Origin of the sequence: Finegoldia sp. (assembly GCF_046991905.1) — a bacterium.
Classification (GTDB): Bacteria; Bacillota; Clostridia; order Tissierellales; family Peptoniphilaceae; genus Finegoldia.
The window spans coordinates 1-15891 of the sequence record NZ_JBKWZF010000014.1; the positions used below are offsets into that span (position 1 = coordinate 1).

Consider the following 15891-nt stretch of genomic DNA (forward strand, 5'->3'; position numbering starts at 1 on the left):
AAATTCTTTTAAATTATTCATAATCCCTCAACTCAAATAGTTCTTCTAAAAATTTTGCCAATCCGTCTTCTTCGTTTGTGTATTGTGTTATGATGTCAGCTTGTTGTTTCAAAATATCGTCGGAGTTTTTCATTGCAACTCCAAGCCCACTGTTTACGACCATCTCCAAATCGTTGTGTGCATCGCCAATCGCAACCACCTCATCGTTTTTTATCCCAAAATGTTCAAGCAGCGCAATCGCCCTTTTGTACTTGTCCGTGTTAACGTTTTGCACTTCAAGCATTCTGATGTTTTGTGGGAAATATTTCGTGTGAATGTGATATGTGACATGTGGATTATTCTTGATAGTATCCACGATTTTAAGAATGTGATTTTTCGCAGATATCATAATCATGCTCACACAATCATTAATCGGTAAATTCCTCTCAGATATCGTCATAATCTCACTCTCATCACCCACGCTGTCCACATAATATTTCTTGTCATCTTCATCTTGAATGAGTAATGAGCATTTATTTTCCACAAAAAAATACGGTCTTATCCCATACTCTTTTGATAGAGCACTAAGCTTATCCACCACATTAGAATCCAACATCAAATCCTCATCCATTGCAATATTGGAGCTACTGTAGATAATAGCTCCATTATTTGCAAGGATTATTTTGTCAAAATCTAATTTTTCGGTCAATTGCTTAGCTCTGGATAGACCTCTTCCTGTCGCAATAATAATCTTTATTCCTTTATTATAAAGGTTTTGTAAAATCTGATAACTAAAATCAGTAATTTTTTTATCGTCTGTCAGAAGAGTTCCGTCCAGATCAATCATAACAGCCTTGAAATTATTCTTCATCTTCTCCATCAAAATCTACGAAAAGAGATTCGAATGTTTCTTTTGCTTTTTCGTATTCAGCATCGTCTTCGATAACATCCAAGTTTGCTTCTTCTTCGTTGATTTCTTCGTATTTGTAAATCATAATTTCGTTGTCTTCTTCAGATAAAAGTGCGATGTAATCACTGTCATATCCTTCAACTTCGAATACTCCAAGAATACCGCATTCGATTTCGCCACCATCTTCTAATGTTAGTACAATTGTATCTAACTCTTCTTCATACATTTCTTCGTTTTCTAAATTTCTTTCGTCACTCATTTTTATCCTCCATTTTTATAATGATTCTACCAATTTCTTCAAGAATTCGTACACTCTAGCAGTGGATTCTAAATCCAAAGTTTCTTTTGGTGTGTGAACTCCAGTCATATCAGGACCTATGGAAATCATATCCATGTCCGGATATTTCTTTGAAAATACTGCACATTCAAGTCCTGCGTGAATTACATTCACTTGCATTTCTTTTCCTGTGACTTCCTTGTAAACTTTCAAACATTTGTCTCTTAGTTCGCTATCTTCTCGGTATTCCCAAGGTTCGTAGAATCCTTCAGATTTAACTATTCCATTGTTTGATTTTGTTGTATTTGTAATCAAATCCTCAACCTCTTTGATTTTATCCAAAACTGAGGATCTGATAGATACCATGAACACGAATTTGTCATCTTCTGTTTTTGCGATTGATTGGTTAAGAGAAGTTTCCACCAAATCATCGTTTCCTTTTACCATTGCCATAACGCCGTTTGGGATTGTTGTTAAGAAATTCAAGATGTGTTCTGTAGATTGTTCATCCATAGGAGTAGATTTGTCTACTTGTTCAACCTTAAATTCCATTTTTTCTTCTACTTGTTTGAATCCATCTACGTTTATTTCTTCGTCTTTGATTTCATCTTCACTTGCAATTACAAGTTCACAATTTCTTGGGATTGCGTTGTGTTTTGTACCACCATTTAATGATACAATTCTCAAATTGTGACGAGTTGACAATTCTTTAAGGATTTGGACTGTGGATTCAATAGCATTAAGGTGATTTTTGTTGATGTCTTGACCACTGTGACCACCTCTGAAACCATTGATAGATATTTTGTAGAAGAATTTTCCAAAATCTTCACGTTTGATTTCAAATTCAGAATTCAATGTGTTTCCACCAGCGCAACCACAAGTCATGATTCCTTCTTCTTCGCTGTCAACGTTGATAAGGTATTTGCCTTTTAAGAAATCTTCGCTTACGGCATTCGCACCGATAAGTCCAACTTCTTCGTTTGTCGTAATCATCAATTCCAAATCAGGATGTGACAAGTTTTCATCTTGCAAAATAGCAAATCCCATTGCGATTGCTATTCCATTGTCAGCTCCAAGTGTTGTTTTGTTGGCAGTTAACTTGCCATCTTTTTCGATAAATTCTATCGGATCTTTGGTGAAATCATGATTGCTGTCATCTTCTTTTTCGCAAACCATGTCCATGTGACCTTGCAAAATAACTCCTGGATGACCTTTTTTATCTTCTGTTGCAGGCTTTCTGATTACGATGTTTAATTCATCGTCCACATCGTAGTCAAGCCCTAGTTGTTTTGCTTTATTTACTAAGTATTCGTTAATTCTTTTTTGATCAAATGAACAACGAGGAACATTCGACAACTCTCTAAAATTTTCCAATACTATATTTTTCATTTAATTACACCTCAAGATTTATATACCCAATAAATTAATAAAACTCACAAAAATTTTTGATTTTAATTGTGGCTCAAATACGCATTTATGAATTTATCCAAATCCCCGTCTAAGACGTCTTGGACTTGTGAGCTTTCACAGTTTGTCCTGTGGTCTTTTACTAATGTGTATGGTTGAAATACGTAGGATCTGATTTGTGAGCCCCACGCTATTTGGTTGTACTTTCCTTGAATGTCTTCGATTTTTTCGCGTTTTTCTTCTTCTTTTATCATGATTAATTTTGCGATAAGCATATCCATAGCGTATTTTCTGTTAGCTATTTGTGATCTTTCTGTTTGACATTGGACTGTGACTCCTGTTGGAATGTGTGTGATTCTGACTGCGGAGTCTGTCATGTTGACGTGTTGTCCTCCTGCTCCCGATGCTCTGTAGGTGTCAATCTTCAAATCCTTGTCGTCGATTTGAATGTCGTGATTGTCCTTGATTTCTGGGAATACGTCCACTGATGCAAATGATGTGTGGCGGCGTTTTTGTTGGTCAAACGGAGAAATCCTGACAAGTCTGTGGACTCCTTTTTCGCTTTTCAAAAATCCATACGCGTTGATTCCTTGCACGATTAGTGATACGGATTTGATGCCGCCTTCTGTGTCTTGGTTGTAGTCGGTGATTTTGTAGGAATATTTTTTGTCCGCAATCCACCTTGTGTACATTCTAAGTAGCATTTCAGCCCAATCTTGGGCTTCAGTCCCACCTGCACCTGCGTGTATTGACAATATCGCATTATTTCTGTCGTATTCTCCCACCAACAGTGTTTTGATTTTGAACTCTTCAACGTTTTTCTCCAAATTTTTCAAAGTTTTAGAGATTTCCTTATCGTATTCTTCGGTGTTGTCTTCCTTGCTGATTTCGAGCATCATTCTGACTTCTTCGATTTTTTCTTCGATATTATCGTAGTTTTCGACATCGTCTTTTATGGAGTTTAATTCGTCGAAAATTTCTTGTGCTTTATCGCTGTCATCCCAAAAACCAGACTTCAATGTTTCTTGTTGCAATTCATCTAATTTTTTTCTTAAATTGTCTAAGTCAAAGAGACTCCTTTATTTCTTTTAGATTTTGAGATAAACTTTCTATTTTTTCGTTAATTAAAAATACGTCCATTTTTATCCTCCAATTGCATATATTTTTTGAACAAAAAAGGAGGATTTCTCCTCCTTGATAATTTGTATTTGTTTTTGTAATAGTGGTCTGGTGTGCTAAGTCGTTCGACTGTTAACATCAAACATTATAGCACGGATATCTACCCTTTCGTGTTTTAAGAAGTATTTATTCTTATGCTAAGAATATCATACGGAAAAAATTGTTCTGATTTTAAATTGAAGAGCTCCGTCTAAAAATCGGACTGCCCGAGCTTTAGCGAGGCTTGCGATTTTAGGAGCTCGAAATTATGAAATCATCAATTTTTGTAGTCAGATATTCGTGCATAAGGATAATTTACTTCGCCTCTCCTTAGCTATAAATGTTTGATGTCCAATAATCAAAACCAAACATTTCGCCTAGGGCTTTTCCACTATTTATTTTTATCTGTTTTTACCACAGCAGTTTTTGTATTTCTTGCCACTTCCGCATGGGCATGGATCGTTTCTACCGATTTTCTTACCTTTAACTACTGGTTTGTTGATTTCTTCTTCTCCACCTGTTGCAGAAGTTTCGTGAGCTACTTGTTTTCTTTCGATTTCTTCAACTGGTTGAACGTTGAACATTCCTCTAACTGTGTCTTCTTTGATAGAGTGGTTCATATCTTCAAACATTTCGAAACCTTCGTTGTTGTAAGCTCTTACTGGGTCTTGTTGACCGAATGCTCTTAGGCCGATACCTTGACGCAATTGATCCATCGCATCAATGTGATCCATCCATTTTCTATCTACAACCATAAGAAGAATTACTCGTTCGATTTCTCTGAATTTTTCTTTGCCGATGGCTTCTTCTTTTGCATTGTAAACTTCCAACGCTTTTTGAATTACATAATCTGTGAAAGTTTTCTTGTTGTAGCTGTTGAGTCTTGTCAAATCCAAAGTTCCTTCTGGAATGAATGTGTTAAGATATGTCATCAACGCTTCCATTTCCCAATGTTCTGTGTTTTGGTCTTGGCAATATGTGTTAATTGCATTTGCAATTATATCCTTAATCATAGCAACGATAGATTCGTGCATGTCTTCACCGTCAAGCACTTTATCTCTTTCATTATAAATTACTTTACGTTGCGCATTCATAACGTCGTCGTATTTCAATACGTTCTTTCTGATACCAAAGTTGTTGGATTCAACTTTTGTTTGCGCTCTTTCGATTGCTTTTGTGATTGTTCTAAATTCCATTGGTTCGTCTTCTGGGAACTTGCCAGATTCAGCGTATTTTTGGATAGTTTCTCCACCGAACAATCTCATTAAGTTGTCTCCTAATGATACGAAGAATCTTGATTTACCAGGGTCACCTTGACGACCAGAACGACCACGCAATTGGTTATCGATACGACGTGATTCGTGACGTTCAGTACCGATTATATATAATCCTCCGACTTCGATAACTTTTTTCTTATCTTCGTCAGTCATTTTCTTGTATTTTTTGTATAATTCGTTGTATACATTTCTTGCTGCAACTAATTCTTCGTCTGTGCTTGGCAAGAATGAATCCAAACTTTCGATTACGTATTCGCCGTAACCTTGTTTTTTCATATCGTGTTTTGCTAAGAAATCTGGGTTACCACCTAAAAGAATGTCGGTACCACGACCTGCCATGTTTGTTGCGATAGTAACTTTGTCAAACATACCTGCTTGTGCTACGATTTCTGCTTCACGTTCGTGTTGCTTTGCATTCAATACATCGTGGTTGATTCCGTTTTTCTTCAATAATTTGGACAATTTTTCTGAAACTTCAATTGAAATTGTACCAACTAGAATTGGTTGTCCAGTCTTGTGAATTTCTTTTATTTCTTCAACGATTGCATTGAACTTAGCGTTTTCGTTGATGTAAACTCTGTCTTGTTCGTCAACTCTGGCTACTGGTTTGTTAGTAGGGATTTCAACAACGTCCATCTTGTAGATTTCGTTGAATTCCGCTTCTTCAGTCTTGGCAGTACCAGTCATACCACTTAATTTGTTGTACATTCTGAAGTAGTTTTGGAATGTAACTGTCGCCAAAGTTTTAGATTCGCTCTTAACTTCAACACCTTCTTTTGCTTCTATTGCTTGGTGAAGACCATCAGAATATCTTCTACCTTCCATGATACGACCAGTAAATTCATCAACGATAAGGATTTCGTCATCTTTTACTACGTAATCAATATCGCGTTTCATTGTATTGTTAGCCTTCAAAGCTTGGTTGATGTGGTGAGCTAATTCCATGTTATTAGGGTCAGACAAGTTTTCCACGCCAAAATATTCTTCGGCTTTTTTAGTACCAATTTCTGTAAGACTGGCAGTTTTTCTCTTTTCGTCAACCAAGAAATCAACAGTTTCATCCTTGAATTCACGATCGAAAATATCTGGCTTGTCTTCTTCTGGATCCATAATACGTCCAGTCAAACCATTAGCAAACATATTTGCTCTCATGTACATATCTGTAGATTCGTCGCCTTGACCAGAAATGATAAGTGGAGTTCTAGCTTCATCTATTAAGATAGAGTCAACTTCGTCCACGATTGCAAAGTTAAGACCTCTTTGAACCTTGTCTTTTTTGTAAATAACCATGTTGTCACGCAAATAGTCGAAACCGTATTGGTTATTAGTACCGTAAGTAATGTCACAAGCGTAGTTTTCACGTCTTTCATCATTGTCCAAACCATAAACGATAACGCCTACAGTTAATCCCAAAAATTCGTGAACTTTTCCCATCCATTCCTTATCTCTCTTTGCAAGATAATCATTGACAGTAACCACGTGAACGCCCTTTCCAGAAAGCGCATTCAAATATGCAGGCAAAGTTGCAACCAAAGTTTTACCTTCACCAGTTTTCATTTCTGCAATTCTACCTTGGTGTAGAACAACCCCACCGATTAATTGCACACGATATTGTTTCATACCCAAAACTCTGTAGCTGGCTTCTCTAACTACAGCAAATGCTTCTGGTAAAATATCGTCCAAAGTTTCTCCGTTTTTTAATCTTTCCTTGAATTCAACAGTTTTATGCTTTAATTCATCATCTGATAATTGTTGCATAGACTTATCATATGATTCAATTTTTTTAATAATTGGTTCTATCTTTTTTAGCTCTTTTTTATTAGCTGAGCCAAAAATAGATTCAAATAATCCCATATAAATCTCCTTACTTTAATATCTATAAATACTACCTTTTATTTTAACATTAAAATACATCATTTACAACAAAAACATCAACATTTAAAGGAAATCACTTATAAAATTTTCCAATAAATTACAGACCATATAATTTTGGGTGAAATTTTGTAAAATTATTTTTAATACGCAAATTTTTTTGAAATTATTTTGAAGTATGATCCTCCTGAAATACCTCTGCGTAAATTAATATTCGCTGTGTAATCATTCAGCTTTCAAACAAGCGATAGAAGCTGGAAATATATATTATTTGTATTGCTGTTGTACGTACATTTTGATATAATGATATTATAAAAATATCGGAAAGGTGGTGCTTTATATGGCAGCAAAATCAGCAAATCTTTATGCTCGTATTGAACCGGAGGTAAAGGAAAAGGCAGAAAGTATTTTATCTGCACTTGGTATTCCTGCATCCAGTGCTATTAATATGTTTTATAAACAGATAATTCTTCAGAGAGGACTTCCTTTTGAAGTGAAATTGCCATCTTCTCGTCCTGTAGATATGTCCTTTTTATCAGAAACAGAACTAAACGAAGAGCTTGAGAAAGGATATGCGGATATCAAAGCAGGAAGAACAAGAGAAGCAAACGCAGTTTTTGCAGACATACGTAAGGATTATAACCTATGATTTATAAAATCAAAATTACTGACCAAGCTGATAATGATATTCGTAATATATATGAATATATTGCCTACGAATTACCGTCACCTGAGAACGCCAATCGTCAGCTGAACAGAATTGAAAAGTGTATTATGAGTCTTTACGATATGCCAGAGCGCCATCGTTTTTATGATAGTGAACCGTGGAAAAGTCGTAGACTTCATATTGTTCCGATAGATAATTATTGCATTCTATATATTGTAGATAATGATGATACAACAGTTTCCATCATGCGAGTGATGTATTTAGGTCGTGATATCAATGCTAAGCTTGACAAATACAAGAAATACAAAAAGTAGAGCAAATTAGAATTTGTGAGGTTGATGTAATGATTAGAAATTGCATTAACTGCTGTTTATAATCTTTTCAAAATTTCTTGTTTCATTCTTAACTTTCCTTTTTTATACACATATTCCCGTACCATAAAAGATACGTCAGACCAATTGAAAGCTATAATTATATAATTAATCAAATTAAAAAGGCTAAGAGCATCTCTGCTCTTAGCCTTTTAACTTGCCACCTAAAGACTGTCTAATTTAGTTTTCTAAAATTCCTAATTCAATGAGTCTTTTGTGAGCTCTTGTATTTATTAAAGTATTGAAAATCCTAATTCTTTTGAGTCTTTGCAGAATGTTTTCACTGTATCTAGTGAGTATTCGTTCAAATCTTTTCCCATCAATGAAAGTTTTTTGATGATGGCCGGAGTACATGTGATGATGTCTACTCCCAATTCATTTGCTTGGTAAATGTTGAACACTTCTCTTGGAGATGCCCACAACAATTCGCAACCCTTTTTAGTTTTGCAAATTTCCAAAGCTTCTTTCATGATTGGCATTGGATCAACTCCAGTGTCTGCAATTCTTCCAGCAAATACTGAAACGATGCTAGGCACTCCTTCTGTCAAGTTGTCTACGACTTCTGTTACTTGATCCACTGTAAAGATTGCTGTCACGTTAAGTTTGATTCCTTTTGAACTAAGTTTTTTCAATAATGGAGCAGTTGATGTTCCATCGCTTGTAGTTACTGGAATTTTGACGTAAACATTGTCTCCTAATGAAGAGATTTTGTCTGCTTCTTTTTCCATAGTTTCCAAATCATCTGCAAATACTTCAAATGATACTGGATATTCTGTGATTTCTTCTAAAACTTTCTTGGCAAATTCAACGTAATCTGTGATTCCAGCTTTTTTCATCAAAGATGGATTAGTTGTAAATCCAGTTACTTTTTTTGATGCCAATGATTCTAACATATCTTCTAAGACTGCACCGTCTGAATAAATTTTTGTATTAATTTTCTCCATTTCAACCTCTCTTTTCGTGTAGTTAAATGTGAATTATTGTTCGTTGTTAATTGCTGTATCTTTCTTAGTGATAATTGATGGAGCGATTAACGCTACTAATAAAACTGCGATAATGATATACACTCCGACATTACCCATAGCATTTCCGATTTTTCCTAATAAAATTCCCAAAACTCCGAAGTCAAAATCCCCGAATGTTGTATTGTTAAATCCTAATTGTCCTAAAACTGGAAGTAAGAATGCTGGTAAGAATGCCAAGAATAATCCGTTGATGAATGAACCCACCATAGCTCCTCTTCTACCACCTGTTGCATTACCGTAAATACCAGCAGTTGCACCGCAGAAGAAGTGAGGAACAAGTCCTGGAATAATTAATACTCCACCGATAGCTCCCAAAATAAACATACCGATCAATCCGCCTACAAAACTACATGCAAATCCCAAAATAACTGCTGTTGGTGCGTATGGGAAGAATACTGCACAGTCAACTGCAGGAACAGAGTTTGGAATTAATTTTGTAGCGATACCTTCGAATGCAGGAATTAAATCTGCCAAAATCATTCTAACACCGGCATATACGATTGCTACACCAACTGCGAAGTTTAACGCAGAGATGATTGCAAACAAATATGGGTTTTGTCCGTTAGACATTTTGCCGACGAAATCTGGACCAGCTTTGATGCTTGCGATTAGATAGAACACAATCATTGTCAACGCTGTTGAAATTGTAGTATTTCTCAAGAAACCCCATTTTTCTGGAATTTCGATATCTTCAGTTGATTTGGAATCTTTTCCAACTAATGAACCGATAAAAGCTGACAAATAATATCCCAATGATCCGAAGTGACCAAGTGCGATTTCGTCTCCGTCAGTAGCTTTCAAAGTGTATTTTTGTCCGATTGCTGGAGAGATTGAACTCCAAGCTCCCAATATAAATCCACCAGCCAATACCAAAGCCACGCCCTTAAATCCGATTGCACCTAAAGTTGCTGACAATAGACAAGCCATGAAGAAGCTGTGGTGACCAGTTAAGAAAATGTATTTGTATCTTGTAAATCTTGCTATTAATAAGTTAAAAATAAGTCCTACTAACAAAATTGACATTGTTTCTACGCCCAAAACTTTTTGTGCAACAGATGTGATGGCTTCGTTATTAGGAACAACACCTGTGATGTTGAATCCGTGTTGAATCATTTGACTCAATGGATCCAAGTTAGTCGTGATGACATTTGCACCTGCAGCTAACATTAAATATCCTAAGATTGGACCTAATGTACCAGTCATAACCTTGTGTGCTGGTTTTTTAAGAGCGATAAGACCTACCATCGCGATAAGACCCATCAAAAACGCAGGTTCAGATAAAATATCCTTTATTACGTTTAAAAATCCCATAAATTCCTCCTAAATTTTTATTTGAATTCTTCTAATACAGGAACCAAATCTTCTTCGATTTTTTTCTTGTTAGTGTAGCTTTTAACTATAGCTACTTTTTGATCATCTGAAAAAATTGATTTGAATTCCTTAACAGTTACGAAAAGATCAGCGCCTTTTCCTACAGCTGCGTTAGAATCACAAGATTCAACATTCGCTTCAATTCCCATTTCTTTGCAAATAGTTTCCACCTTCATTTTCAAAAGAAGACTACTTCCAATTCCATTACCACATACAGTAACAATATTAATCATCATTTCCCTCCTCTAATTTTTTATTAATAATATCCAACATTTCGTCCTCAGTTTTTGCATTTATAAGCTCATCTGTAATTTCATCTGAATCCAAAAGCACTGCCAATTGTTGAAGTGCTACAATGTGTGATGAAGAATCCACTGCTGCCAAACAGAACAAAATTCTTACCCAGTTGTCCTCATCCTCTTCTTCGTTTCTAAAATTCACAGGCTCATTTAATTTTGTCAAACTAATAGCCATTTTGTCTACATTGCCGTTTGGTCGTGCGTGAGGAACTGCAATGTTCGGAGCAAGCACAATGTATGGGCCAGCATCCTCAACGCTTTTTATCATGTCTTCTACATATTGTTCGTTAATGTAACCATTGTCCAACAAACTTTTTGCTGCAATTCTTATTGCATCCTTCCAATCATTTGCACGATCTTCAATTCGTATCAATTCTTTTTTTATTAAATCGCTCAAATTATCACCTCTTTACAAAAAAATATTGGTTAACAAAAGTATTGTTAACCTTATTTTACCATATATTCACATTAGATTATATATGCGTTTCAAAAAAATTTGCCAATTTAAAGGATTAAACTGCCAATCGTAATTATCATCGGCAAAGTCACCACTGAAAATATCGTCGATAAACACAAAGCCCTTGATGGAAAATCCGTAGATTTATTAAACATTAAACAGAAAAGCACACTCACTCCTGCAATCGGAGCTGATGCCATCGCCAATGTTGCAACCTTTGCATCTGTATTCATCGGAATAATTAACAAAATTGCAATATAAATCAAAGGAAACAAAATATTTCTGATAAAAGAAACTTCCCACGCCATTTTGTCTTTGTGAAAAGGCTCTGTAATACTCACGAAATTTGCACCTATAATTATCATACTAAGAGGAGTATTCATACTAGCCAAATAATAAACAGGTTTTGTCACAACATTCGGCATTTTATAAATAACCCCGAAGAAAAACAAAACAAATCCCAAAATAGACGAAATAATACAAGGATTTTTTACAACTTTGTTCCATTGAATCTTGCCATTTCCAGTCATTTCGTACAAACCAATTCCATGACTCCACAACAAAATATTGAACACCGCCAAATAAGGAATAGCGAAAAAAGTTCCATCAGCACCAAGCAATGCTTCAATCAAAGGAATCCCCATGAAACCACAATTGCTGTATACAGATGCGAATTTGTATGTACTTATGTTTTCGTTCTTAGAAAATCTATCAAATTTGAACAAAAAATGAGAAATCAAAATAGATGAGCCCATCAAGACCACCGCAGCAAAGGCAGTCATACCAAAATTATTCAAAAGTTCAGGTGTAACAGGCCTGTTAAAAGCGTTGATAATAACACTTGAACCCACCACATACATTACAAAACCAGTCATTTCACGAATGGTTTCTCTGCTGAAAAACCCAGTTCTTGCAAAAATATATCCCATCGCCATGAATACAAACATAATCAAAATCTGCTGTAACGTAACTAAAAAAATAAAAAACCACTCCTTATACCCAATTATTTAATTATACCATCATTGTCAAATTTTTCTAGTAGTATTTTAGGTTGTCGATGTGAAAATGGTTGATTGATTGTGGAAGGTAGTTTCATAAAAAAAGAAAGCAGAAAACCAGTTTGCACGAATATCTAGACTACGAAAATAAATAAAATCATCACTTGTGAACCTAAAATTGTGAACTCGCTGACGCTCAGAAAGCACAATTTTTTAACGGTTCACTTCGCTTGATTTTATGATTATTTTCTCCGTATGATATTCTTAGCAAAACTGGTAATCTGCTTTTATTTCATTACTATGCGAAAACAAAGAAAATCTAAATATTAAAAAAACAAAAACTCGTAAATCGCTCATCAAAAAATCCATCGCATCAATCTTTAAATAAAATTTAATGCGATGGACTACTTTATTGTTAGTTATTTGTTATAAATCTTTCTGCCTAAATTTTCGAATGGAAACATAAATTATTAAACTTATACATACTGCGAATACTCCCAATTGAATCATTATAGTTTCTGGATTTATGATATTATCTGATTTTAAATTAAAATACCCTATGATAAACTTGTCTATTGTTTCCGCTCTGATTAATAGCGATGTAACAACATATAATCCCATTGAACTTAATGTTGCGACTATCGCTCCTTTATCAATGGAAACTAACATCGCAAAGATTACCAAAAAATAAACTTCTAAAAACCCAAACAATATCTGAACTAAAATCTCGAAGTTATCTGTAGTAAACAAATTTCCACTTACAGCATAATTTGTTCCCTTAACAAAGATTAAATAAGCCAAAATATTGAAACCTATATTCGTCATAAAGTAAAAAACTGTCATGCAAATCATAGATATAAATTTCCCGCAGATAAGCTTTTTTCTATCTGCTACAGGAGCTACTTCCAGAATGATTTGACCTTTTTGAATTTCATCTCCTAATATTTTCGATCCAGCATACATTAAAATTATCATTGGAACTCCCAATATGAAATACAATTGCCATATTGAAAACACGTATCTGCATATATCAAATTGACCTTTAAACGCCACAAAACTCCATCCAAATTTAACACCAGCTCCATATAATATCGAAACAAGATTCAATAATAAAATCAACAAGAAAGCCTTGCTCTTTTTAAGCTTGAATAATTCTGCTTTAACTATTTTTTTCATTTTGCACCTCATCAAATAACTTGTTTATAGAATCAGATTCAATTAAAATGTCCTTTATCTCAATATTTTTATCCGCCAATATCTTAAAGGTTTTGTTTAATTGATTTTTATCACTTACAAGTATTTTATTGTCTTTTAAGACAATGTTCTTGTCATTTATTTCTAAGTTTGGTGTTTTGTTTGAAATTTCTATTATAAACATTTTTTCTTTGTTTAAGTTGTGATTTCTTATCTTTTTGTTTTCCAAGAATAAAAACCTATCACATAATTCGTCTATTTCCTTCATTTGATGCGAAGAAATCAGAAGTGCAATCTCTTCTTTTTCAACAATCTCTTTAATAAATTTCTTCACCCCATTTATACCGTTCGGATCAAGTCCAACAAACGGCTCATCTAATATAAGCAACTTCACATCTCCAAGTAGCGCCAAAGTTAGACTTAGTCTTTGTTTCATCCCAAACGAATAATCAGACACCTTTTTCTTGACACCTTTTAGCCCCACAAGTTCTAATAAATAGTTAGCTCTATCCCAAGTTTCTTTTTCATTTTCCAAATTTCTGTAAAGAATTTGAATTTGAATATTTTCCTCTGCTGTTAAATTCTCATAAAGTCTTGTGTCTACTAAAAATCCTATCTTACTCATTAATTCATGTTTATTGCTATAAGATTGATCGTTTAAAAATTTTATCTCGCCACTATCTTTAAAAATAAATCCCAATATCGTCTTCATCAAAGTTGTTTTCCCTGCTCCATTTGCCCCTACTAAACCCACAATCTCTTTAGGTTTAAGACTAAAATTCACATCATCTAAAATCAACACATCTTTGTAAGACTTCCTTAAATTATTAATCTCTAAAATATTTTCCATATAATTCTCCAAAATTTCTATAAAAATAACCCTGTTTTCCCAATAATTCTTCCAAGTTTCCGTTTTCTACAATCTCTCCATCATCCATGCAGATTATTTCATCTGCTTTAACTAAATTATGATAATTAATCTTATGAGTAACCATGACGATGGTTTTGTCTTTCAAATCAAAAATTCTATCCTCTAAAATTTTTGAACTAGTAGAATCAAGAGACGAGTTCAATTCGTCTAATAGAATTACATCTGTATCATTAAGAATTGCTCTTGCAAGACCAATTTTCTTCCTTTCACCACCTGACAAGGTATCCTGCAAGTTTGATTCCTGTTGTATCTTTCTATCCTTTAAATTCTCGAGCAAAGAGAATTCTATCGCTTTATTTATTTCTTCATCAGAATACTCGTTGTATAAGGTAATGTTATTTTTCAATGTATCGTTGAATATAAATGTTTCTTGGGATACAAAAGAAATCATCTGCGATATGTTCTTATGAATTGAGTACTCACTTTCATTTAGGTACAGATTTCCAGAAGTATTTGATAAAATATTTGCCAAAATTTTTAGCAATGTCGATTTACCACTACCGCTATGACCGAGTATTACATATTTTTTATTTTTCTCAATTTTGAGATTTATATTATTCAACGAAAACTCAGAATCATCATTTTTGTAGCACATATTATCTAGTTTTATAGAGTCAAAGGTATTTTCAGTAATATAAAAGTCATTTGCTTTTGTGTAGGTTAGTAAATTTGTTATTTTATCCTTTATTTTACTGGCTCCTTTAATTTCCATAATTGCTGTTGTAGATTCTCCTATTGGACCCATCATCATATTTATGATTTGTGTTATCGCAATAAGACCACCTACTGTTAATTTCCCATTTATTACAAAATATCCTCCTAGAGAAAATGAGATGACTATTATGATGTAGTTGCCTAGACCAATTATCTGTGAATAAAGTCCTAAGCTAGTATTGAATAAGTATAATGACCTTTCCAATTCTTCCAAAGATGCATCAAATTGTTTTAGAATTTTTGATTCTATTCCATAAGTATGTATTAAATCCATCGATTCAAAAACATCTTTAATCTTTTCCAGAAATTTATCTTTATTTTTTGAATACTTCGCACTTAATTCATCTATGTTTTTGCCCAGAAAAACTGGCAATAGTAATATTACAAATGAACAAAAAATCATAATAAAGGCCATTTTTATGTTTAATTTCATTAAATAAACCAAACAAAAGCATATCAATAAGCTATTTTTCAGAAGGTTTAGTATGTTTTCGAAATATTGATTGTCTATTATATTCAAATCAGTTTCAAATACGTTTATCTTCTGAGATGAAGAGCTCTTCATGAAATCTTTATGTTCCATTTTAAAAAAGCTTTTTATGATATCTCTTTTTATTGATTTATGTATATTCTTTTTCAAATTTGCGTTGGATATAACCAACAAATAAGTTAATATGAAGTTTATGATAAATGATATTACCAAAAGCCAAATACTTTGTTTAAATGTCAGAGAGTCTCTGTTTATCATGCTATCCACAATCTTTTGGATGTTTCTCACAATAAAAATACTACATAAGCTTGTCACTATAGAAAGTATTACAATATACAATATCCTTAATTTTTGTGAGTTAAGATATTTTTTCATATACACCTCCATATAAAAATTTGGCATCTTTAATCAGACACCAAATTTAAATATGAATCTTTTAATATTAGTTAAGTATTATTACGCTGACCATTTTTTTCCTGAGTATCCTATAGATC

15 protein-coding genes are annotated in these 15891 nt (G+C 33.8%); 2 read left to right on the forward strand and 13 right to left on the reverse strand.

Features of this window, described 5'->3' with window-relative positions; genetic code table 11:
- Positions 1 to 13: 13 nt before the first annotated feature.
- The 5 genes from ACLUJM_RS07055 to secA all read right to left on the reverse strand — a co-directional run bounded on the left by ACLUJM_RS07055 (position 14) and on the right by secA (position 6862).
- Positions 14 to 850: a Cof-type HAD-IIB family hydrolase gene (locus ACLUJM_RS07055; RefSeq protein ID WP_316094349.1), complete on the reverse strand. Its 837-nt coding sequence runs from the start codon at positions 848 to 850 to the stop codon at positions 14 to 16.
- Complete coding sequence (locus tag ACLUJM_RS07060) at positions 840 to 1148, reverse strand: DUF1292 domain-containing protein (protein WP_412412508.1); 309 nt, start codon at positions 1146 to 1148, stop codon at positions 840 to 842. The genes ACLUJM_RS07055 and ACLUJM_RS07060 overlap by 11 nt, the downstream gene beginning before the upstream one ends.
- Positions 1149 to 1163: 15 nt before the next feature.
- Positions 1164 to 2555, reverse strand: coding sequence for a beta-Ala-His dipeptidase (pepD, locus tag ACLUJM_RS07065; RefSeq protein WP_412412509.1), 1392 nt, complete (start codon positions 2553 to 2555; stop codon positions 1164 to 1166).
- Positions 2556 to 2617: 62 nt separating this feature from the next.
- Positions 2618 to 3713 (reverse strand): peptide chain release factor 2 gene (gene prfB / locus ACLUJM_RS07070; protein WP_412412510.1). Its coding sequence is split into 2 segments (ribosomal slippage): positions 2618 to 3640 and positions 3642 to 3713, totalling 1095 coding nucleotides; the frame shifts between segments, so codons are not numbered across the junction.
- Between the two features lie 419 nt (positions 3714 to 4132).
- Positions 4133 to 6862: a preprotein translocase subunit SecA gene (gene secA / locus ACLUJM_RS07075; protein WP_412412511.1), complete on the reverse strand. Its 2730-nt coding sequence runs from the start codon at positions 6860 to 6862 to the stop codon at positions 4133 to 4135.
- Positions 6863 to 7220: 358 nt separating this feature from the next.
- Between secA and ACLUJM_RS07080 the strand changes: the two genes are divergently transcribed.
- The gene (locus ACLUJM_RS07080) at positions 7221 to 7529 is read left to right on the forward strand and encodes a type II toxin-antitoxin system RelB/DinJ family antitoxin (RefSeq protein WP_294685386.1); all 309 of its coding nucleotides are present in this window, start codon (positions 7221 to 7223) and stop codon (positions 7527 to 7529) included.
- Positions 7526 to 7861: a type II toxin-antitoxin system RelE/ParE family toxin gene (locus tag ACLUJM_RS07085; protein WP_294685387.1), complete on the forward strand. Its 336-nt coding sequence runs from the start codon at positions 7526 to 7528 to the stop codon at positions 7859 to 7861. The genes ACLUJM_RS07080 and ACLUJM_RS07085 overlap by 4 nt, the downstream gene beginning before the upstream one ends.
- A gap of 290 nt (positions 7862 to 8151) precedes the next feature.
- Here ACLUJM_RS07085 and ACLUJM_RS07090 read toward each other — a convergent pair whose 3' ends face one another.
- From ACLUJM_RS07090 to ACLUJM_RS07125, 8 genes are all read right to left on the reverse strand, one after another.
- On the reverse strand, positions 8152 to 8862 hold the full coding sequence (locus ACLUJM_RS07090) for a transaldolase (protein ID WP_412412512.1): 711 nt from the start codon (positions 8860 to 8862) through the stop codon (positions 8152 to 8154).
- Positions 8863 to 8895: 33 nt separating this feature from the next.
- Positions 8896 to 10254 carry a PTS ascorbate transporter subunit IIC gene (locus ACLUJM_RS07095; RefSeq protein WP_412412513.1) on the reverse strand — a complete coding sequence of 453 codons (1359 nt, stop codon included), beginning with the start codon at positions 10252 to 10254 and terminating at the stop codon, positions 8896 to 8898.
- 17 nt (positions 10255 to 10271) lie between these two features.
- Positions 10272 to 10547: a PTS sugar transporter subunit IIB gene (locus tag ACLUJM_RS07100; protein WP_094204450.1), complete on the reverse strand. Its 276-nt coding sequence runs from the start codon at positions 10545 to 10547 to the stop codon at positions 10272 to 10274.
- Positions 10540 to 11010: a PTS sugar transporter subunit IIA gene (locus ACLUJM_RS07105; protein WP_412412514.1), complete on the reverse strand. Its 471-nt coding sequence runs from the start codon at positions 11008 to 11010 to the stop codon at positions 10540 to 10542. The genes ACLUJM_RS07100 and ACLUJM_RS07105 overlap by 8 nt, the downstream gene beginning before the upstream one ends.
- A 107-nt stretch (positions 11011 to 11117) precedes the next feature.
- A complete protein-coding gene (locus ACLUJM_RS07110; RefSeq protein ID WP_412412545.1) occupies positions 11118 to 12077 on the reverse strand; it encodes an AEC family transporter in 960 nt (319 codons plus the stop codon).
- 417 nt (positions 12078 to 12494) lie between these two features.
- On the reverse strand, positions 12495 to 13244 hold the full coding sequence (locus ACLUJM_RS07115) for an ABC transporter permease (protein ID WP_412412515.1): 750 nt from the start codon (positions 13242 to 13244) through the stop codon (positions 12495 to 12497).
- Complete coding sequence (locus ACLUJM_RS07120; RefSeq protein WP_094223948.1) at positions 13228 to 14112, reverse strand: ABC transporter ATP-binding protein; 885 nt, start codon at positions 14110 to 14112, stop codon at positions 13228 to 13230. The genes ACLUJM_RS07115 and ACLUJM_RS07120 overlap by 17 nt, the downstream gene beginning before the upstream one ends.
- Entirely contained in the window at positions 14090 to 15772 is a 1683-nt protein-coding gene (locus tag ACLUJM_RS07125; protein WP_412412516.1) for an ABC transporter ATP-binding protein, read from the reverse strand. Before ACLUJM_RS07125 ends, ACLUJM_RS07120 begins: the two co-directional genes overlap by 23 nt.
- Positions 15773 to 15891: the final 119 nt, after the last annotated feature.

Excerpts from the sequence above, each read along its gene's own strand:
- ACLUJM_RS07055 (WP_316094349.1), bottom strand. The coding sequence starts at position 850 with ATGAAGAATAATTTCAAGGCTGTTATGATTGATCTGGACGGAACTCTT.
- ACLUJM_RS07060 (WP_412412508.1), bottom strand. The coding sequence starts at position 1,148 with ATGAGTGACGAAAGAAATTTAGAAAACGAAGAAATGTATGAAGAAGAG.
- pepD (WP_412412509.1), bottom strand. The coding sequence starts at position 2,555 with ATGAAAAATATAGTATTGGAAAATTTTAGAGAGTTGTCGAATGTTCCT.
- secA (WP_412412511.1), bottom strand. The coding sequence starts at position 6,862 with ATGGGATTATTTGAATCTATTTTTGGCTCAGCTAATAAAAAAGAGCTA.
- ACLUJM_RS07080 (WP_294685386.1), top strand. The coding sequence starts at position 7,221 with ATGGCAGCAAAATCAGCAAATCTTTATGCTCGTATTGAACCGGAGGTA.
- ACLUJM_RS07085 (WP_294685387.1), top strand. The coding sequence starts at position 7,526 with ATGATTTATAAAATCAAAATTACTGACCAAGCTGATAATGATATTCGT.
- ACLUJM_RS07090 (WP_412412512.1), bottom strand. The coding sequence starts at position 8,862 with ATGGAGAAAATTAATACAAAAATTTATTCAGACGGTGCAGTCTTAGAA.
- ACLUJM_RS07095 (WP_412412513.1), bottom strand. The coding sequence starts at position 10,254 with ATGGGATTTTTAAACGTAATAAAGGATATTTTATCTGAACCTGCGTTT.
- ACLUJM_RS07100 (WP_094204450.1), bottom strand. The coding sequence starts at position 10,547 with ATGATTAATATTGTTACTGTATGTGGTAATGGAATTGGAAGTAGTCTT.
- ACLUJM_RS07115 (WP_412412515.1), bottom strand. The coding sequence starts at position 13,244 with ATGAAAAAAATAGTTAAAGCAGAATTATTCAAGCTTAAAAAGAGCAAG.
- ACLUJM_RS07120 (WP_094223948.1), bottom strand. The coding sequence starts at position 14,112 with ATGGAAAATATTTTAGAGATTAATAATTTAAGGAAGTCTTACAAAGAT.
- ACLUJM_RS07125 (WP_412412516.1), bottom strand. The coding sequence starts at position 15,772 with ATGAAAAAATATCTTAACTCACAAAAATTAAGGATATTGTATATTGTA.